This is a genomic window from Hahella sp. NBU794, assembly GCF_050749805.1.
Taxonomy (GTDB): Bacteria; Pseudomonadota; Gammaproteobacteria; order Pseudomonadales; family Oleiphilaceae; genus Hahella.
Map to the genome: position 1 here is coordinate 4006758 of NZ_CP192738.1, position 22529 is coordinate 4029286.

Annotated in this window: 5 protein-coding genes; all 5 read left to right on the plus strand. The window is 64.3% G+C overall.

The annotated features are described in order from the left end of the window. Window positions 1–10: 10 nt before the first annotated feature. Window positions 11–3565, plus strand: a complete 3555-nt coding sequence (locus ACQYWX_RS17615) for an amino acid adenylation domain-containing protein (RefSeq protein WP_431689518.1) — start codon at window positions 11–13, stop codon at window positions 3563–3565. Window positions 3566–3602: 37 nt separating this feature from the next. Next, window positions 3603–9527 (plus strand): SDR family NAD(P)-dependent oxidoreductase, encoded by a 5925-nt coding sequence (locus ACQYWX_RS17620; protein ID WP_431685776.1) that lies wholly within the window; start codon window positions 3603–3605, stop codon window positions 9525–9527. After that, window positions 9527–14446: an amino acid adenylation domain-containing protein gene (locus ACQYWX_RS17625; RefSeq protein ID WP_431685777.1), complete on the plus strand. Its 4920-nt coding sequence runs from the start codon at window positions 9527–9529 to the stop codon at window positions 14444–14446. Before ACQYWX_RS17620 ends, ACQYWX_RS17625 begins: the two co-directional genes overlap by 1 nt. A 116-nt stretch (window positions 14447–14562) precedes the next feature. Beyond that, window positions 14563–19191 (plus strand): amino acid adenylation domain-containing protein, encoded by a 4629-nt coding sequence (locus ACQYWX_RS17630; protein WP_431685778.1) that lies wholly within the window; start codon window positions 14563–14565, stop codon window positions 19189–19191. Next, a complete protein-coding gene (locus tag ACQYWX_RS17635) occupies window positions 19188–22484 on the plus strand; it encodes a non-ribosomal peptide synthetase (protein WP_431685779.1) in 3297 nt (1098 codons plus the stop codon). The genes ACQYWX_RS17630 and ACQYWX_RS17635 overlap by 4 nt, the downstream gene beginning before the upstream one ends. Window positions 22485–22529 lie beyond the last annotated feature (45 nt).

The following is a 22529-nucleotide window of genomic DNA, read 5'->3' on the forward strand; positions in this document are numbered from 1 at the left end:
TTGGGTGACTATGGAGTCAGGCATTCATAATTTTCTCGCCCAACTGGCGGCAAGCGATGTGCGCTTGCGACTGGATCAGGGCGCGTTGAAACTGAACGCGCCCGCCGAACTGCTGCAAGATCCAGTCGTCGCCGGACTGATTGACGAACTGAAGTCCCGCAAGGACGAAGTGATCCGCTTTTTGCAACGACAGAGCCGCGCCGAAGGCGACACAGTAGCGCCCGCCGGGCGCGAGCAACCGCCGCCTCTGTCATTCGGACAACAGCGCCTGTGGTTCCTCGACCAGCTTGAGGGCGGCGGTCACGGCTATAACATGCCCACCGCCATGCGCTTGCAGGGTCCGCTGGATGTGGATGCGCTGCGCAAGAGTCTGCGCGCCCTCATGGTGCGCCACGAAGTGCTGCGCACGCGCTACCCGGACAGCGAAGCGGTGTTTGTGGAGCCGCTGCCCTGCGTGGAGCTGGCGGAGCTGGATCTGTCCGCCCTGCCCGCGGCGGAACAGGATCGACGCATCCAGGAACTGGCGGCGTCAGCGGCGTTCGAACCCTTTAATCTGAAGCTGGGGCCGATACTGCGCATGCAGCTGCTGCGTAAAAGCGCGCAGGACCATGTGCTGCTCATCACCCTGCATCATATCGTCACCGACGGCTGGTCCATCGGCGTCATGGTGGAGGAAATCTCCGCCCTGTATAACGCCATATCCCAGAACCGGCCGCCCGCGTTGCCGGCGCTTCCCATTCAATACGGCGATTACGCGGCGTGGCAACAGCGACGCTACGCCCGCGACGCCAGCCCGCCGGAACTGGACTGGTGGCTGCCGCGGCTGCTGGGCGCGCCGTTGCGTCTGGAGCTGCCTCTGGATTATCCGCGCCCGCCGGTGCAGAACTTTCATGGCGACGTGGAGCATTTCACGATTCCCGCCACCTTGCTGCAACCGCTTAAAGACCTGTGCCGCCGTCACAACCTGACGCTGTACATGGCCACGCTGGCGGCCTTTGGCGTGCTGACGGCCCGTCACAGCGGTCAGGACGATCTGCTGATCGGCTCCCCGGTGGCCAATCGCAACCGCCGCGAAGTAGAAGGACTGCTCGGCTATTTCGCCAACACCCTGCCCCTGCGGCTGCGTCCCGGCGCTTGCGCCACCACTTCTGAATACCTGGATCAGGTGCAGGATTTCTGCGCGGGCGCCATGGAGCGTCAGGAGCTTCCCTTCGAAAAACTGGTGGAAGCGCTGCGGCCGGAGCGGGATCTCTCCCATAATCCGCTGGTGCAGGTGATTTTCGCCCTGCAGAACTCGCCGCGGCATACGCCGCACCCGGAGCTGAGCCTGCGCGGCTTGCTGATCGAGCCCCTGGCGCTGAAACGCCGCAACGTCAGCGTGGACCTGGAAGTGCATCTGTGGGAGGTGGATGGCGAGCTGCAAGGTCAGTTCGTCTACAACAGCAGCCTGTTCGAGACCGCCACGATCCGCCGCATGATCGGACACTATCGCAAACTGCTGGCGGAGCTGCCGAGAGGCCTGAATACGCCGCCGCTGCGTCTGCCCATGTTAAGCGCGGCGGAAACCCAGCAATGGAACGACGCCGCCGCGACGGCAAAAGCGCTGCCCAGCGACCGGCGCATGACCGACCTGTTGCGGGAAGCGACGCTGGCGCATCCTCATAAAACCGCCGTGGTCTGCGGCGACCAGCGCATCAGCTATCTGGAGCTGGACCGGCGCGCCACCCTCCTGGCGTTGCAGTTGCAACATCTTGGCGTCGCCCCGGACACGCTGGTGGCGGTCTACCTGGGACGCAGCGTCGACATGATCGCGGCGCTGGCGGGCGTGCTGAAATCCGGCGCCGCCTATCTGCCTATTGATCCGGCCAACCCCCGCGACCGCATCGCCGATATGCTCGCCAGCGCTGGCGCGGCGCTGGTGGTCACCCACTCGGATCTGGCGCTGGATCTGCCTGAGGGCTGCACCCTGGTGCGCCTGGACCGCCTGTTGCGCAATGATCCCGAGTGCAGCGATCCCCTGCGCCACCTGCATACAGACGACGCGTTGAGCCGCCAGCCCTGCCGTTGCGGCATACCGACGCCGAGCAACCCGGCGCGGCCGGATCATCTCGCCTACGCCATTTTCACCTCCGGCTCCACTGGCGCACCCAAAGCCACGCCTATCGAGCACCGTAACGTGCTCAACATGCTGGCGGCGCTGCAACCCATCGTGGAATTTTCAGCGGACGACGTATGGACGCTATTCCATTCCTACGCTTTCGACTTTTCCGTGTGGGAGATCTGGGGCTGTCTTTTATATGGCGGCACCCTGCTGGTGACCACTGAGGAAGAGCGTCATAACCCCCACGCTCTGGCCCGGCTGCTGCGCAGGGAGAACGCCACTGTGCTGAACCTGACTCCGAGCAATATGGAGAAACTGCTGGCGGCGACCCGGGAGGACGACGCATTTCCCTATCAATTACGCGCTTTCTGCTGCGGCGGCGAAGCGTTTCCCGGCCGCTTGGTTTCGCCGATATTAAAATTCGGCCTGCCGGTATGGAATTTTTACGGCCCGACGGAAGCCACCGTGTGGTCCTCCATTCATCGGGTCACCGGCGCGGACGCAGAGCTGGCGACGCTGCCTATCGGCGCGCCCCTGGCCAACTATCAACTGTACGTCATCGACGCCTTTGGCGAGCCAGCGCCGGCGGGCGTCGCCGGTGAGCTGTGCATCGGCGGCGCCGGCGTCACCCGGGGTTATCTGGGCCGGCCGGAGCTTAACGCGGAGCGCTTCGTCAAGATGACGCACCCGCTGTGCCGCGGTCGCGTCTACAAAACCGGCGATCTGGTGAGACGCCGCGCAGACGGGGCCATCGATTATCTGGGACGCAGCGACTTCCAGATCAAACTGCGCGGGTTCCGCATCGAGCCGGGAGAAATCGAATCGCTACTTACCGAGCATGCGCTGGTGAGTCAGGCGGTGGTGTGCAAACAATACGCGGAGGACGGCGGCGAATATCTGGCCGCGTTTCTGGTGCCGCGCCGCGCGCCGGACGATCCCGCCAGCCTGTTCGAGGAACTGCGCAAGCTGGCCCGCAGCAAGCTGCCGGAGTACATGGCGCCCACCAGTTATATGATCCTGTCGGAGCTGCCCCTCAACAGCAACGGCAAGATCGACCGCAAACGTCTGCCCCAGGCCACGCCCAGCCGGGTTTCCTCCGCCGTGTTCCAGGCGCCCCGCAATCGTCTTGAACAGGAAATCGCCGCGATCTGGCGCGAAGTTCTAGGGCAGGAACGCATCAGTATCTACGACAACTTTTTCGATATCGGCGGCTATTCCCTGCTGCTGACGCGAGTTTATGAACGCCTGCTGCGCCTGGAGTTCCGGACGCCGCTGACCGCCTTGTTCAATTATCCCACCATCGCCCAGCTCGCCGCCCATCTGGCGGACCAGGAAGGCGGCGGTGAGGAGAACGAACGCGCCGCATTGCGGGACAGCGTCGCCCAGCGCGTGGACCGGCAACGACAGGCGCGCCGCCGACAGGCCGACGCCCGCGCTGTGAGTCAATCGCTGCCAATCAAGTAAATGCAAGAACAATAAACGGAAGAAAAAGAATACAACCATGAAGGACACCCTATCCCAAGACATCCCAGCGGACGCTATCGCCATTGTCGGCATGGCGTGCCGCTTTCCCGGCGCGGACGACATCGAGGGGTTCTGGCGCAACCTGCTCGACGGCGTGATCTCCACCACCCGCTTCACCCGTGAACAACTGCTGCAGGCGGGAATTCCCGCCGCGCTGATCGACCACCCGGACTACGTTCCCATCAAAGGCGTGGTCAACGATTACGACAAGTTCGACGCCGCTTTCTTCGGCTATACGCCCCGGGAAGCGGAAATGATGGACCCGCAGCATCGTCTGTTTCTGGAAAGTTGCTGGCGCGCACTGGAAGACGCCGGCCACACCGGACAGGGCGAGGAAAACCGCATCGGCGTTTTCGCCGGCGTGGGCATGCCCACCTATATCCTGCGCAATATCATTCCGCACCCGCAATACACCGGGCCGGACATGGATTATCAACTACTGATCGGCAACGACAAGGACTTCGCCGCCACCCGTGTCAGCTACAAAATGGACCTGAAAGGCCCCAGCTTTAACGTCAACACCGCCTGCTCCACCTCCCTGGTGGCGGTGCATCTGGCCTGCCAGAGTCTGCTGTCCTGCCAGTGCGATATGGCCCTGGCCGGCGCATCCACCTTGCGCGTGCCCCAGGAAGAAGGCTATCTGTATCAGGAAGGCGGCATTCCCTCCCCCGACGGCCAATGCCGCGCCTTTGACGCCGACGCCCAGGGCGTGGTGGGCGGCAGCGGCGTGGGCGTGGTGTTGTTGCGTCGACTGGAAGACGCCCTGGAAGACGGCGATGATATCTATGCGGTGATTCGCGGCAGCGCCATTAACAACGACGGCGCCGATAAAATCGGTTACACCGCGCCCAGCGTGGACGGCGAAGCGGCGGTGATCGCGGAGGCGCAGGCCCTGGCGGACATCTCTGCGGACACCATCAGCTACGTGGAGGCCCACGGCACCGGGACGCCTCTGGGCGATCCCATTGAAGTGGCGGCGCTGACCAAAGCCTTCCGGCTGACCACCGCGCGCAAAGGCTTCTGCGCCCTGGGATCGGTGAAAACCAATTTCGGCCATCTGGACACCGCCGCCGGCATGGCCGGTTTGATCAAGGCCGCCCTGGCGATCAAGCATGACAAGATTCCCTCCACCCGCCATTTCCAGCGCCCCAACCCCAAGCTGGACCTGGAGAACAGCCCGTTTTTCGTCAACGCCAACGCCATCGACTGGCCCGCCGATTTACCCCGGCGCGCCGGCGTCAGCTCATTCGGCGTCGGCGGCACCAACTCCCATGTGGTGCTGGAGCAGGCCCCGGACGCCTGTGTCGACGCCAATGCCCTTCAAGACTCGGAGGCTGCCCTGCCGCAACTGCTGCTGGTCTCGGCCCGCACGGAAACGGCGCTGAAAAGCGCACAGGAACAGTTAAGCGGGCATCTGCGACACCTGCCGGCGCAGGCGCTGCCGGATGTCGCTTTCACGCTGGCCTGCGGCCGTCGACGCCTGGAGCGACGCGCCTATGCAGTCAGCGGCGGGGAGGCGACGCTATTCCGCGCAAGCGGAGGACAAAAAGAGCACGAAGGCGGAAACCAAGAAGAGCGTCCTATACACCAACTGGCGTTTCTGCTCACCGGCCAGGGTTCTCAATATGCGGGGATGGCCGGCTCCCTGTATCGTCGCTACGCGTCTTTTCGCCGGGATCTGGATCAATGCGCGGACCTGCTGCGGCCGTTGCTGAACCGGGATATCCGCTCGCTGCTTTGCGACGACAAGGAAAAAGACCGCGCCCTGACGCCCACCGCTCTGGCGCAACCGCTGAACTTCGCGCTGGAGTATTCCCTGGCGCGTCTGCTGCAAAGCTGGGGCCTGCAACCCAATGCGTTACTGGGTCACAGCCTGGGCGAATATGTCGCCGCCTGTCTCGCCGAGGTGTTTACTCTGCCTGACGCCCTGCGCCTGCTCAGCGAACGCGGTCGTTTGATGCAGGACACCGCCGCCGGCGCCATGCTGGTAGTTTCTCTTGGCGAAGACGGCGTCATTCCCTATCTGCGCGCCCACGCCGGCGACAAAGGCCAGGGCGAGCGTCTGTCTCTGGCGGCGGTCAACAGCCCGGAATGCTGCACCCTGTCCGGCCCGCCGGCGGCGATCGAACAGCTACAGGCGCGCCTGATCGCCGAGGGCGTCACCTGCCAGCGCCTCAACACCAGCGGCGCCTTCCACTCTCCGGCCATGGAGCCAGTGGCGGCCCCCTTGCGCGAGCTATTGCGCGGTATGCGCCTGCAGGCGTCGCAGATTCCCATTGTCAGCAACCTGACCGGCGACCTGCTGCGCCCGGAACAGGCCACGGACCCGGACTACTGGGTGCGCCATATGCTGGAGCCGGTGCGTTTCTCCGCCGGCCTGCAGACATTACGGCGGGAAGGAGTGGATGTGTGCGTGGAGGTAGGCGCGGGACGCGCGCTCACCGCCCTGGCCCATCAACAAGGCTGGCGTCACGACGCTTTATCGTTGATTCCGGCGGCGTCCCGTCGCGAGCATCCAGAGCGACTGCTGCTGGAAACGCTGGGGGAACTCTGGCGTCGCGGTTGCGACCTGGATTGGCGGGCCTATTACGCCGGCGTCATCAATGCCGCCGCGCCGGAGACCCGCCGTCGCTACCAGCGCCTGCACTTACCAGGCTACCCCTTCGCCCGGCAGCGCCATTGGATAGATCCTCCCAGCGGTCAGACGGCCTCGCCGAGCGCCCGTATCCATCAGGCGGAGCCGCCGTTACAGGACTGGTTCTATGCGCCGTCATGGCGGCGTCTGCCCATGACCGCCGACCTCTCAGGTCAGCCGTCTCCCGCTATGCTAGATACAGACAAGCCAGATACAGACGCCAAACCCCGTCACTGGCTGGTGTTGGTGGACGACGCCCCGCTCGCCCAAGGCTTGCGGGCGGAAATTGAGCGTCGCGGCGACAGTATGACGCAGGTGCGCTCCACCTATGCGCCTCAAGATCCACACTCGGCGAACGCACTCCATATAGATCCCGCTAAGGAAGAAGATTTCCAGGTCCTGTTCGCGCAATTGCAGGCGGACGCCCAGGCGCCGGATATCGTGTTGCACGCCTGGGCCTACGCACCCCACATCGACGCCACAAACACCACAAACGCCACCAACGAACAGCAACGCAGCGAGAAACTGCTGAACCTGGGTTACAGCAGCCTGATCCGGTTGATCCAGCAGTTCGATAGCCTGACCTCTGCTGCGCCTATGCTGTGCGCCGTCACCGCCACGGCGCAAACGGTGCTCGGAGATGAAACCATTACGCCGGAGCTGGCGGCGGTCATGGGACCGATCAAGGTGGCCCCGTTGGAGTACGCTGACCTGCGCAGTCTGTGCATTGACGTTATCCCGCCGCAATCGAAAGCCCAGCAGGACGCGCTCTGTCGCGACCTGATCGATCTCGCCCAGCGTCCCAGCGATGAACCCTTGCTGGCGTTGCGCGGCCTGGATCTGACGCAACCGCCCCGCCATCACCGCTGGGTCTGCGAATTCACGCCCACGCCCACCGCGGCGGTCAGCGCCCCTCAGCAATTACCCTTGCGTGATGACGGCGTGTACCTGATCACCGGCGGATTGGGCGGCATCGGCCTGCAACTGGCGGAATGCGTAGCGCAACAATGCCGCGCCAAGCTGATTCTGGCCGGTCGTCAGCCCGCTCCCGCCTGGAGCGAGGACGCCGACGCCACACAGGGCGGCCTCATCAAACAGTTGCCTGAGCCCAAGCGCATCGCCGCCATGGAAAGCGAGCTGAAGGACGAACTGGGGATTCAGATTGTCGACGCCCATCCGGGCCTGCGCAGCGATCTGCACGGCCTGTGCTCCGCCTATCTGGGCCAGTTTATCGCCACCCTGTGGCGCGACCATCTGGGCGAGACAGACACCGTCAGCGTGGACGAGTTCATCCAGGTCTGCGGTCTGGACGCCCGCTTCGACAAGTTCTTCCGCTGGATGTTCGCCATTCTGGCTGAAGACGGGTTGCTGCAACTGGACAGCGAGCAATTGCGCCTTCTGCCCGCGCTGCAGCAACTGCCTGACACCGCCGCCCTGCGCGAGGAAGTCAGTCAGCGACATCCGGGCTTCGCACCCATGCTCGCGTTTCTGGATCACTGCGTCAGCCACTATCGCCCCGCGCTCACCGGCGAAATCGACGCCATCAGCGTGCTGTATCCCTCTGGTCAGGGCGACAAGCTGCAGAAAGCGGCGGCGGAGACCGTGGAACATACGCATCACCGTCTGTACGGCCTGTTACTGCAACGCCTGCTGCGGGAACTGCATCAGGCCCGGGCGTCGCAGCCTGACGCCAAACCCTTGCGCATTCTGGAGATCGGCGCCGGGGCCGGCATCCTTACCGACTGGATCGCCCCCGCGCTGCGTGAAGCGAACGTGGAGTACTGGTTCACCGATATCGGCCGCAGCTTCGTGATGGCGGCGGAAGAACGCTTTCAGCAAGATCCCGATCTGGCGGGCAAAATGCGTTTCGCCAAATTCGACGCCTCGCTGCCGCCGGAGAAACAGGGGCTGGACCCGCACAGTTTCGATCTGGTGATAGAACTGGACGCGGTGCACGCCACGGCGGACCTGCCCGCCACCATGCGCCAGACCCAACGTCTGCTGGCTCCCGGAGGCCTGCTGTGCCTGCTGGAGTCCACCCACACTGAGCGCTGGACCAACATGGCCTATGGGCTGGCGGCGGGATGGTGGTATTTCGCCGACGGCCTGCGGGAGAACTGTCCGCTCCTGTCCCTACCGCAATGGCGCGCGCTGCTGGAAGAGCTGGGCTATCAGGACGTGCGCGCCTTCCCTGGCGAAGATATGCGGCCAGAGGAAGTCGACTGCGGCCTGATACTGGCCGCCGCTGGCGACGCCGACGTGGCGGAGCCCTTCGCCCTGGTCAGCCCCGACGTGGAACGGAGCGCCCGCGACCGCAGCGCCAAGCTGCGCCGACTGCGCAGCCTCGGCGCCCAGGTCATGACCTTGCAGACGGACATTGCCGACCTGGCGGCGCTACAGGAACAACTGGCGCAGGCGCAACAACGCTTCGGCCCCATCAACGGTCTGATTCATTGCGCGGCCTCCGAAAACCGCGGCCCCATTCAGCTCAAACAGCCTGATCCCGGGGCCGGCGAGTTCGCCGCCAAGACTCACGGCGTGCGCAATCTGTTGGCGACCTTGGCGGTCAAAGAGCTGGACTTTGTAGCGCTGTCCTCCTCCACCAGCGCCGTGGCGCCCGGGGTCGGCGACGCCGAGTACTGCGCCTCCAACTCCTGCGTGGACGCCTTCGCCCATCAACTTCGCAGCCAGGGCGTGGCGGCCGTGTCTATCAACTGGGAACGCTGGCGGCATGTGGGCATGGCATGCGCCTATGAAGCGCTGTATCGCCAGAAAACCGGCCAGGACCCGGAAGGCGGCATGGACCCCGCCACCGGCGCCGACGCCTTCCTGCGCATGCTGTCCCAACGCGGCCTCAGTCAGGTGCTGATGTCCCGCCGTCGCATCGACGTTCTGTTGCAGGACTCCCGCAACGTCAACCTGCAGCGCATCGTCGAGCAGAGCCGACTCAGCAACGCCGCTCAGGACGAGCAAGCCGGCGCCGATGCGCCCGCCACCGAGCTGGAACGGGACATCGCCGCCATCTGGCGCGAGGTGCTGGGAGTCAATCTGGTGGGACGACACGACAATTTCCATGATCTGGGCGGCGACAGCCTCATCGCCATCAAGATGGCGTCGCGGCTGAAAAGCCGGTTCTCGCCGGATATCAGCATGCAGGCCCTGTTCGACTACCCCAGCGTGGCCGCCTTCGCCGAATGGCTGCAGCGCGCCTGTCCGGAAGCCGTGGACACGGACCTGTCGGAAGAAATGGATGAAGGGGTGCTGTGATGGAAGTGTACGCCTTTCTGCGGGAAGTCGAACAAAGTGGCGTGCAGCTGTGGAATGATAACGGGCAACTGCGTTACCGGGCTCCGAAAAACGCCATGACGCCGGAGCTGGTCGCCCGTCTCAAGACCATGAAGGAGACCATTCTGCCCCTGCTGCCCAGGCAACCGGCTCCGCCGCGATTGCAGGCGGTGGCTCCGCGCCGGGGCATTCCGCCGCGCGCACCGGCTTACGCCAACAATGCGCCGTTGACTCTGAATCAGATGGGGCTCTGGTTCGTGATGGCCATGGCGGAGCCGAAAACCGGCCCTGAAGGCGACGCCGCCTGCAATATACCTGACGATGCCGCCTACGATATACCTGGCGATGCCGCCTACAATATTCCCGAAGCATTGCGCCTGGACGGCGTCATCGACGTCAGTTTGATGCGTCGCTGTCTGCAGCGTATTGCGGACCGCCACGAAGCCCTGCGGGTCAGCTTTATTGAAGGGCCGGACGGGCCCCGTCAGCACATCGCCGAACAGGCGAACCTGTCGATGACCCAGGAGGACCTGAGCAGTCTGGAGCCCGGCGCGGCGGAGCGCGCCGCCGCCAGACTCGCGGATGCGGAGGCCCTGGCCCCTTTCGATCTGAGCCGCGCGCCCCTGGCCCGGGCGCGTCTGTTGAAACTGGGACCGCAGCGCCATGTGCTGCTGTTCACCCTGCATCACATCATCGCCGACGGCTGGTCCAAGGGCATTCTCACCCGTGAGCTGATGACGCTTTACGCCGGTTCCGGCGAACTGCCGCCATTGTCCACCCAATACCCGGATTACGCCTGCTGGCAACAGCAAAGCTTTTTGCCGGCGGAGCTCCCGCGCCTGCGGGAATACTGGCTGCCGCGCCTGCAGAATCCGCCGCCGCCCCCTGATCTTCCCTATGATCACCCGCGCCCCCGGCAACGCAGCTATCGCGGCGCCAGCCATTTCATAACCCTGTCCGCGGACCGGGGCGACGCCCTGCAGGCCCTGGCCAAGCGGCAGGGGTGCAGCCTGTTCATGGCGCTGCTGGCGATCTTCAACATACTGCTGCAACGCTACAGTGGCGCCAACGATCTGGTGGTGGGCACCCAGGTGGCCAACCGGGAGCGTCCCGAGCTGGAAAACGTGGTGGGCTTCTTCGTCAATACCCTGGCGCTGCGGGTCAACCTCAGCGGGGTCGCCAATTACATCGAATTGCTGCAACAGGTGCGTGAAACCACCCTGGGCGCTTTCGCACATCAGGAAATGCCCTTCGATAAACTGGTGGAGGCGTTGCAACCGGAGCGCCGCCCCGGCTACGAGCCCATCGCCCAGGTCATGTTCCTGTTGCAAAGCGCGCCCATGGAGAGCCTGCGGCTGCCGCGCCTTACGATTGAATCCCTGCCGATCAACCGGGGCAGCGCCAAGTTCGACCTTTCGCTGCTGGTCACGGAGACCGACGGGGCCCTGCAATGCGAGTTTGAATACAGCCTCGACCTGTTTGAGTCCGGGACCATTGAGCGTATGGCCCGGCACTTCGCCACCCTGGTGGACAGCGTGATCATGGCGCCGCAAGCCGAGCTGGATCAGCTGACCATGATCGACGCCGAAGACCTGCGCCAGCTCCGCGCCTTCAACGAACACTGGCGCTCGCCTCCCGCCGCGGCGCGCCCGGTGGAGGAGCCCATTCTCGGAGACGACATCGTCAGTTGCTTCCGCCAACAGGCGGCCCGCAACCCGGAGCTGACCGCCGTCACCGCCGACGATGGCGAGTTAAGTTACGCCGAGCTGGACCAACGCAGCGACGCGCTGGCGGCGCGTCTGCGCCATCAGGGCGCGTTGCCGGACCAGCCGGTGGGGTTGTGCGTACAACCCAGCGTCAACCTGATCATCGGCATCCTCGGCATCCTGAAAAGCGGCGCCGGCTATATGCCCATGGACATCGCCCACCCCCGCGCCCGCCTGCACCATCAGATCCGCGACGCCAAGTTGAGCCTGATCGTGGTCGACCAGGCCACGCTGAACCCCGCCCGCTCCATCGTGGCGCCTTATCCCGCCGAGCTGATCTGCATCGAACAGGCCCTGACCAAACCCGTGGCCGCGCCGACCAGTCCACTCGCCATACAACGCAGCCAACTGGCGTACATCATCTACACCTCCGGCTCCACCGGCGCCCCCAAAGGCAGTCAGGTGGAGCATCACAATGTGCTGAATCTGGTGGAAGGGCTGCGGGAGCTGGTTTATCAGAACTATCAGGAGCCGGTGTGCGTGGCGCTGCTGGCCAACCCCGTGTTCGACGCCTCGGTGCAACAGATCTTCGCCGCCCTGCTGCTGGGACATAAACTGCTGATCGTGTCGCCGGAGAAGCGTCTGGAGCCCGCGCGTCTGGCTCAGTGTTTTCTGGACCACAATGTGTCGGTGGCGGACTGCACGCCGAGCCTGCTGTCGATCATGACGGCGGACAGATTACCGGCGACCCCCGGCTTGCGCCTGGACGCCCTGCTTACCGGCGGCGAGCCGCTGACGCGGGAGCTGGCGCAGTCGTTTTATCAGCAAAACCCCAGGGCCACGCTGTTCAACGTCTATGGTCCTACAGAGTGCACCGTGGACGTGACCGCGCTGCGGGTTCCCCGGGATAATCCCTATCACTATCCCATCGTTCCCATCGGGACGCCCCTGCCCAACGCGCAGGCATTCATTCTGGACAGGTTCTGTCAGCCGGTTCCTCTGGGCGCCCCCGGCCAGATATTCATCGGCGGCGACCCGGTCGGCCGCGGCTATTTGAATCAACCCGCCCTGACCCGGGAAAAGTTCTCCTATTACCCCGAAATTTCCGAACGCCGCCTGTACGCCACCGGCGACTGTGGACGCTGGCTTCCGGACGGGTCCATTCAATATCTCGGCCGCATGGATCAGCAGATCAAAATTCGCGGCCATCGGGTGGAGCCGGGGGAAATTGAGTCGCACTTACGTCAGCATCCCGCGCTGGCGGAAGCCGCGGCGATCGCCCTGGAAACCGAACCGGGACGCCACGAACTGGCGGCCTATCTCACCCTGCGGGAAGAGGCGCAGGCGCCCGCGGTGGAGGCCCTGCGCGGCTTTCTGCAGGATCGCGTGCCCGACTATATGATTCCGACGCACTGGTCGTTTCTGGAACAGATGCCGCTCACCGCCAGCAACAAGATCGACCGTCGCGCCCTGCCGCAATGCGAAGCTACCGCTCCCGACCAGGAAAAACGCCCGCGCCGCGCCCCTGAGGGCGCCAGAGAAACCGCGTTGGCGGAGGTCTGGAGCGGCGTGCTGAATGTCGCCGATATCAGCGCCGAGGACGACTACTTCGCCCTCGGCGGCGACTCCATCAAGGCGCTGCAGATCTCCGCGCGTCTGCGCCAGATGGGCTGGCGTATGGAAGTCAGACAGATTTTCGAATACCGCAGCATCGCCGAACTGGCGCCGCAACTGCAGGCCATCGTAGAGACCGTCGCCCTCAACGCCGCGCCGGCGGAAGCGCCGCTGACGGCGATCCAGCGCTGGTTCTTCAGTCACTTTGAAGGTCGTCACGACCATTACAATCAGGCGGTATTGCTGCGTCCGGCCCAGGCGCTGCAAATAGAGCCGCTGCAGCGCAGTCTGGCCGCCCTGCTGCGCCGCCACGGCGCGCTGCAACTGGCCTTCCAGGGCGAGCCGGACCAGTTGCGTCAGGTGCGTGTGGAAGTGGACCCCGACAGCGTACTGAGCGTCATTGACCTGCATACCTCGTCTGACTCCACAGACGCCTCAACAGACCCGACGGCGGACCTCACAGCGCAAATGGAAGCCCATATGGCGGATCTGCAAACCCGCTTCAACCTGCGTAAAGGCGGCCTCTTCAAAGCGGCGCTGTATCGCCTGGGCGACGGCGAGCAACGTCTGTTTCTGACCGCCCATCACCTGATCATGGACGCGGTGTCCTGGCGCATACTGCTGGAAGACCTGACCCAGGCCTACGAACAGGCCGTCGACGGATCGGAGATTACCCTGACGCCAGTGACGGATTTCGCCCAATGGGCGCAGGCCATCAACAGCGGCGCGCCGGTATTTTCCCAGAAAGAGCTGGATTACTGGCGGCGTCAGGAGAGCCTGCGCGCCAGTCAGCCAATGCCTGCGCGCCTGCAACGCCGTGACGCGGCCTACCACTACGTGGAAAGCCATCTTGACGGCGGCGCCACCGAACAATGGCTGCGCGACGCCAATCAAGGCTACCGCACCCGGGGAGACGAACTACTCATCACCGCTCTCCTGCGGGCGCTGATGCGACTGGATCTGGCGCCGCCCAGCCTGCTGCTGGAAGGGCATGGCCGCGAAGACCTGGGCTCCGGCCTCGATATCTCACGCACTCTGGGCTGGTTCACCAGCCTGTACCCTCTAGCCTTCGCGGTGAATGCTGAAGACGAGATCGACCGCCAGATCAAAGTGGTGAAAGAGACCTTGCGCAGCGCGCCGCAACAGGGGGCGGGCTACGGCATCCTCCGCTACATGCGCGACCAGAAGAATTTCGACAGCGACGACGCCATCGCCTTTGCGCCCTTGCCTGCGGTGGCGTTCAACTATCTCGGTCAGTTCGACCGCACTTTCACCGGCGACCTGTTCCATCTGGCGGAAGAAAACGCCGGACCGACCCGGGACCCGCAGGCGCAGAACCTGCAGGCCCTGGAAGTGGTGGCGCTGGTGCTGGACGGTTGCCTGCAGTTGCGTCTGACTGGTTGCGCCGGCTGTTTCAGCGCCGGCGATCTGGTGAAGTTCGCGGAAGCCCTGATGGACGATCTGCGTCGCATCATCCGCCACGCCGCCGGCAAAACCGAAGCGGAGCTGACCCCGGCGGACATTGATTATGACGGCTTCAACCTGGAGGAACTGGATGAGTTCATAGACCGGTTGAGTTAACCCGTTCCGCTCGTATGGGAAGACGTGCGGGAAAACGCCTTCAGCGGTCGCAAAGTCCGCGCCGCTGAAGGCGTCAGATCCAGAAGTCCCTGAACAACAAGAATCGGACAAGGACCATGACAGTTACCAAGAAGGACATCAAGAACATCTATCCCCTGACGCCGGTGCAGGAAGGCATGCTGTTTCATGCGCTGCTGGAACCCGAATCCAGCGCCTATTTCCAGCAGACCGCCTGGCGGCTGCGGGGCGAACTGGACGCGGACGCCTTTGAACAGGCCTGGCGTCTGCTGGCGCAGCGCCATGATCTGCTGCGCACCCTGTTTTCCCATCAGCAGAGCGACCAGCCCCTGCAAATCGTGCTGCATCAGCTGCCTCCCCTTATCGAACGCCAGGACCTGCGCCATATCGACTCCCTGCGCGCTGACGCCTACTGCCGCCACTTTCGCGACAACGAACGCCGTCAGGGTTTCGACCTGACCCAGGGACCGTTGTGGCGCATCAGCCTGCTGCGCCTGGAAGATAATCTATGGGAAGTGGTGTGGAGCCATCATCATATTCTGCTGGACGGATGGTCCTACGGATTACTGCTGAGTGAACTGCTTGCGACCTATCGCAGCCTGTGTAAGGGCGAGGACGCAGAGGCGCAGCTCAACCTCACGCCGACGCCCCCGTTCAGCCGCTATGCGCGCTGGCTGGCGGCCCAGGATCAGGACGCCTCGGCGCAATACTGGCGGACCTACATGGAAGGCTTCACAGAGCCGACAGAGCCGCCCTTTCGCAAATACCACGCAGACGCCCAGCCGGAAAGCGCCGAACTGAGCTTTCAGTTGAGCCGGGGCCAGACCGAGCGCCTGCAAAGCCTGTGCGCGCAACATGGGATTACCCTCAACGCCCTGTTGCAGGCGACCGTGGCGACCCTGCTGGCGCGCTGCTGCGATCAGGAAGACGTGGCCTTCGGAACCGTGGTGTCCGGCCGGCCGGCGGATCTGGCGAGCGTGGAAAACATGGTGGGGCCCTTTATCAACACCGTCCCCTGCCGGATTCGCGTCGCTCCCGATTACAGCCTGCTGCAACTGGCGCAGACGCTGCAGCAGCGTCATCTGGCGTCCGCCCCCCATCACTACTATCCCCTGGCTAAAATTCAGGCCGCCGCCGGTTTCGCCGGTCAGGATCAGGGCCTGTTCAATCTGGTGATGGCGGTGGAGAACTATCCGGTGGATGCGCTGGTGAAACGGGCCGCCGATCAGTCCGACCTGGGTTTCGCCGTGGAGGACGTGTTCAGCTTCGAAAAAACCCATTACGACTTCGACCTGCAATTCATGCCCGGGGAGCGCCTGCAAGGCAAACTGATCTACAACCGCAGCCGCTACGAACCCGCTTACGTGGAGTCCATTCCACTTATATTTCAAACTATTATCGAATCTTTCTGCAGTAATATCGAGGTTAAGATCGCCGCCATCCCCCTGCTTTCCGAAGCCAGTCTGGAGCTGCTGCGGGACGTTTGCGAGGGGCTGTCCTGGCGGCCGGACAGCGACACCCTGATTGACCGTTTCCTGCGTCAGGCCCAGGCCTCGCCTCAACGCATTGCGATCAGCGACAGCGACGCGCAACTGAGTTATGAAGCCCTGCGCGAAGCCGCCAACCGACTCGCGCGCCGCCTGGCGGAACAGAACGTCGCCGACGACGAGCCCGTCGGCCTGTGTACCGGCCGCTCCGTCAATCTGGCGGTGGGGGCTCTGGGAATACTGAGCGCCGGCGGGGCTTATCTGCCTCTGGATATCGCACAACCGGAAGCGCGTCTGCGCCAGCAAATCGTCGACAGCGGCTTGCGCGTCATCGTGGCGGATAACGCCACCCTGGCGGCGCTACGGGACATTGACGCCGGCGCCCCCGTGCAGATCCTTGCGCTGCCGGATGCGGTCCAGCACCTGGAAGCCGCGCCGGAATTGGAGCTGCAACGGACCCTGCGCCCGGACCAGCTCGCCTATGTGATTTACACGTCTGGCTCCACCGGCGTCCCCAAAGGCGTCGCCGTCGAACATCGCAACGTGGTCAACCTCAACGACGCGCTCTGGGATATCGCCTACCGCCGTTACAGCCGCCCCGTCAACGTGGCGCTGCTGGCCAACGCCGTGTTCGACGCCAGCGTGCAACAGCTGTTTCCCGCCCTGCTGCACGGACACAGACTGCTGGTGGTGGATCAGGATGCGCGGCAGGACGCCGCCCGTCTCACCGACCTGTTCATCCAGCAGCGCATCACGCTCAGCGACTGCACGCCCACGCTGCTGGCGCTGTGGCTGCCGGAGCTGGCGCGGCGCAGCGACGAACTGGCGCTGGACACTCTGCTGGTGGGCGGCGAAGCCCTGCCCACCACGTTGGCGCAAGCCGTTGGCGAGGCCCTGCCCGCCGTACGCCTGATCAACGTTTATGGGCCGACCGAATGCTGCGTGGACGCCACCGCCTACGTGATCGACAGCAAGCGCCTGCCGCAATCCCCCTACGTTCCCATCGGCCAGCCCCTGCGCAACACTCGCGCCTGGGTGCTGGATCGCCATGGCGCGCCGGTCCCGGCGGGGGTTCCCGGCGAAATTGTTCTGGCTGGCGCAGGGGTCAGCCGAGGGTATTTGAACCGGCCGGAGCTGAACGGAGAGAAGTTCGTCTTCCTCTCTTCTCCCTGTTCCGCTTCCGGTGCGGTTCGCTTTTACAAAAGCGGCGACCGCGGTCGCTGGACCATGGACGGCGCACTGGAGTTCCTGGGACGCATGGACGATCAGGTGAAAGTGCGCGGCCATCGTATCGAATTAGGAGATGTGGAGTCCCATCTGCGCAGCCATCCCGATGTAGAGCAGGCGGCGGCGTTGCTCGTCGCCCCTGACTCGGAGAATACAGCCGCCAGCGCGGAGCTGATCGCTTACATTGTTTTAAAACAAGAAGTTGGCGCAGATACTTTAAGAAGATACTTACAAGAACGTTTACCGGAATACATGTTGCCCAGCGGCTATGTCGCCCTGGACGCGCTGCCCCTGAACGCCAGCGGCAAGCTGGATCGCAAGGCGCTGGCGTCGCTGCGGCAAGGCGAGCGCCTCGGCGTGACCACCGCCTTCACCGCGCCGCAAAGCCCTCTGGAAACGCTGCTGGCGCATCTGTGGAGCGAGATTCTGGGACGGGATCAGGTTGGCGCCAACGACAACTATTTCGCCCTGGGGGGCGACTCCATCAAAGCCATCCAACTGGCGTCCCGGCTGCATCGGGAAGGCTGGAAAATGGCCATCAAAGATCTTTTCGCCAATCCGACCATCGCGGCGCTGGCGCCCTGGGTCACGCCACTGGAGCAACGCCAGGATCAGGATTGGTCGGCTCCGCAAGGCCCGGTTCCCCTTACCCCGGCGCAGAGTCGCTTCTTCCGGGAACATAGCGAGAATCCGCACCGCTTCAATCACGCGCTCCTGCTGCGCAGCGAGCAGCCCTTGTCCGCCTCGGCGCTACAGGCGGCCCTGGACGGGATTTACGCCGCCCACGAATCCCTGCGTCTGCGCTTCCTGCGGGACGACGACAACCGCTGGATGCAGGAGGCCCTGCCCCTGGACGAGGCGCCAGGGGTGCGACTACGGGACATCGATCTCAGGGACAGCAAAGACCTTCCCTCTGCGTTGATTCAAGAGGGCGAAAAGCTGCACGCCGCGATGCACCCGGAAAACGGACGCCTGTTCGCCGCCGCGCTGTTGCGCCGCCCGGACGGCGACCGGCTGCTGCTGGCGGCGCACCATCTGGCGGTGGACGGCGTGACCTGGCGCATTCTGCTGGATGACCTGCTGCAAGGCTACGCCCAGGCTTGCGACGGCCAGTCCGTGCACTTGCCGGAAGCCCCCGGATTTACGCGCTGGGCGGCGCAACTGGCCCGTTTCGGCGGCAGCCGCGAACTGCAGGCGGACATCCCCTACTGGGCGGCGCTGGAGGAGACCCATGATCTCGACGCTTCCGATAGCGAACCTTGCCGCTATGGCGACGCCCTGACTCTGACCCGGGAATTAGACCCGGAGCTGACCCAGGCGCTGCTGACCGCCGCCAATCAGGCTTACAACACTACGCCGGAAGACCTGCTGCTGACCGCCCTGGCCCGGGCCATGGCGCCCTCCGACAGCACAGCGGTCAATCTGTGCCTGTTGATGGAGAGCCACGGCCGCGACCTGCTGGAGACGGATCTGGACCTGTCCCGCTGCGCCGGCTGGTTCACCAGTCTGTGGCCGCTGTCCCTGACCTTGCCCGGCGACCGAGAACTGGCCTATCAGATCAAATCGGTGAAAGAGAGCCTGCGCCGCGTTCCCCGCAAGGGCGCGGGCTACTCCCTGCTGCAGGAATTCGGCGGCGACGCCGCCACCGCGGCGCTGCGCTTCAACCTGCAACCGCAGATCAGCTTCAACTACCTGGGACAGCTCGACGCGCCTCTCGCTGACGCCAGCCTGCGCTTCAGCGATGAACCCAGCGGCGACTGCGTTCCACCCGAAGCGCCGCGTCCCTGCGCCCTGGAGATCAGCGCCATGGCCCTGGGCGGACGCCTGCGCCTGCAGCTTTGCATTGATCGGGCGCGGCCTCTGCTGGACGCCGAGGTCCTGCTGACCCGCTGGAGCGAACAATTAGCGCATTTGGCTGAACACTGCCTGGGCTGCGCGGGAGCCACCGTCACGCCCTCGGATTTGACCTATTCTGATATCAGCCTGGATGAGCTGGAAGGAATCATTTCATGATAAAAAAGGAAAACCTCAAGGACCTGTATCCCTTATCCCCCATGCAGGAAGGCATGCTCTATCAAAGCCTGCTGCATCCCGACGCGCCGGTGTACCACGAGCAGGCGCTGTACCGGCTGCGCGGCGAGCTGCGGGTGGATCTGCTGGAGCAGGCCTGGGAGCGGCTATTCCAGCGTCACGATATCCTGCGCGTCCAGTTCATCGCCGAGAAAGTGTCCCGTCCTCTGCAGGCGGTGCTGCATCACCGGGTCGGCGAGTTTCATTACAGCGACTTGCGCAAGGCGTCGCCGGATTTTCAGGAGGAACTGATTCGTCAGGCCCAGGCGGAAGACCGCCAGCGCAGTTTCGATCTGCAACGGGAGCCGCTGATGCGTATGCGGCTGCTGCAACTGGCGGACGACCGCTTCGCCTTGTTGTGGAGCCTGCACCATATCCTCATGGATGGCTGGTGTCTGAGCCTGCTGCTGCGGGACTTCACGCTGATTTATGACGCCCTGCGCGAGGCGCGTCCGCTGGACTTGCCCGCGCCGCCGCCCTACAGCCGTTACATTCAATGGCTGGAGCGCCAGGACGCGACCCAGGCCCGGAATTATTGGCGCGGGCAACTGGAAGACTATCATCAGGCCGCCCAGGTCCCACGGCAGCAGACCCTCGCGCCCGCCAGCGCCGGCAAACGCACCTTCACCCACGCGCTGCCCAAGACGCTTAGTGAGCGCGTGCGACAGGCCGCGGCGGACTGGGGAATGACGCCGGGGGCCATTCTGCAAGCCGCCTGGGGCGCATTGCTGGCCCGCTACAACGATTGCGACGACGTGACGTTCGGAACCCTGGTGTCAGGGCGTCCGGCGGAGCTTCCCGGGGCCATGGAAATGGTGGGGGTCTTCATCAACACCCTGCCGTTGCGTTTGCGCGTCGGTCCCGACGCCACCCTGCGCGAACTGGCCCAAGCCACGCAATTGCGTCTGCTGGAAGCGGAGTCGCGCCAGTATCTGCCGTTAAGCGAGGTGCAACAGCTCAGCCCTCTCGGCAAAGATCTGATCACCCATCTGTTCGCCTTCGAGAACTATCCTGCGCCGGCGCAACCGGACGGGGCTTTCCGCGACGCCATTCAGGTGGAAAGCATCAGCAAGCACGAAGACATTCCCTACGATTTCGGCGTCACCGCCACACCGGAGCATGGCCCGCAGGGGACCACGCTGGTGATGCGCTACCTGTACAACCCGGCGCAGTTCGAAGGCGCCTTCGTCGAGCGTCTGTGCGGACACTATGAGCGCCTGTTGCGCCAGGGACTGGGCGCGAGCGGGGATGTGACCTCACCGCCACTGCAGCAAATAGACCTGCTGGATGCAGCCGAGTACGACCGCCTGCACGCCTTTCAGGGCGAGACTTATCCGTTGCCCACCTGCGACAGTTATCTGGATCTGTTCGAGCAGGCCGTCGCCGCCGCGCCGGACAGCATTGCGGTGGAAGACGGCGAGCGTCGCATCAGCTATCGCGAGCTGGATGAACGCGCCAACGCCCTGGCCGCGTTGCTGCAGGAGCGCTATGACGTGGGGGTGGAGGACCGCATCGGCGTCGCTTTGCCCCGCAGCGCCGCCCTGCTGATCGCCGAACTGGCGGCGGGCAAAGCCGGCGCGGCCTTTGTTCCGGTAGACCCGGACTATCCGCCTGAGCGCCGCCTGCGCACCTTCCAGCAGGCGCAATGCAAACTGGTGATCGGCGACGCCGAGGAAGCCGCATTGTGGGGCGAGCATAGGCTGTGGCGTGAACATAGCCAGATTCCGTTCATCCCCCTGGACGCCCTCGCCCCCAACAGCCGACGCGCCCAGGCGCCGGTTCGCGCCTGTGGGTTGCGCAGTCTGGCCTACGTGATCTTCACTTCCGGCTCCACGGGGGAGCCCAAGGGCGTCATGCTAGAGCATCTGGGTCTGATCAACCTGATCCAATGGAGCCGCCGTCAATTCGGCATCCAGGCGGACAAGCGCACCACCCTGCTGGCGTCGCCGGCGTTCGACGCTTCCGTATGGGAAGCGCTGCCGTCGCTGTGCGCGGGGGCGACCATTGTGATCACGCCGGAGGCGCTGCGACGGGATGTGGGCCCCCTGTGCGGATTTCTGCATGAGCAGCGCATTGATATCTCTTTTCTGCCTCCCGCCTTGTGCGAAGAGGCCTGCGTCAGCTTTCCGCACCTGTTACAGAACATCGTGCTGCAGTCCGGCGGCGACACCCTGAAAGGCATCCGCAACGGCGGCGCCAGCGACCGCATCAAGGTCTCAAATAACTACGGACCCTCCGAGTTCAGCGTGTGCGCCACCTCCTGCTATCTGGCGCCCCAGGAGCCCAGCCCCTATCCCATCGGCAAGCCCATCGCCAACGCCGAGGCGTTGATTCTGGACCGTCAGCAGCGTCTGGCGCCTCTGGGCGCAGCGGGAGAAATCGCCCTGAGCGGACCTTCCCTGGCGCGAGGTTACTGGGGACGCGCGGATCTCACCGCCGCGCGCTTTGTGGCGCATCCTTACAAGCCCGGCGAGCGGGTGTACCTGACCGGGGACAAGGGCCGCTGGCGCGAAGACGGCAATCTGGATTTTCTCGGACGCATCGACGACCAGTTATCCGTGCGCGGACATCGCGTGGAGCCGGCGGAAATCGAACACTTGCTGTCCCGTCATGAACGCGTGCGCGCAGCAGCGGTGGCGGCGACCCGGGGTGCGGACGGACACACGCTGCTGGCGGCCTTCGTCACGCCACGCAGCGCGGAGGACTCACCGCTGGACCTCAACGACATCCGCCAATGGCTGGCCCGGCAAGCGCCTGCTTACATGACTCCCGCCATTCTGAGGGAACGGGAGCGCCTGCCTTTGAACGCCAACGGCAAACTGGATCGCAAGGCCCTTGAGTGCGAAGCGGAGCAACTGCGCGCGGAAGCGCCTTACGAAGCCCCGCAAACGCAAACGGAAAAGCAGGTGGCGGAGATCTGGAGTCAGGTGCTGGATCGTCGCCCCATCGGCCGCAACGATCATTTTCTGGAGCTGGGCGGGCATTCTTTGAGCGCCACCCGCGTCCTGTCGCAGCTGCGCGGACGCCTGCAGCGTGACCTGCCGCTGGCGCTGCTGTTCGACAAGCCAACGCTCAAGGATCTGGCCGCCGCAATTGATGCGCTGGCGACCGCCGCAACGCCGGCGACCGAGAGCGGCATTCGTCGCGTCGACCGCTCGCGCTACGCCGTCGGCGCGCCAAAACCGGAAACCCAGACCCCGGAGACGCAGGACCCCGCCGCAGCGGAGTCATCCTGAAGACGGAAGAAAACAGACAACAGACAACAGACAACAGACAACAAC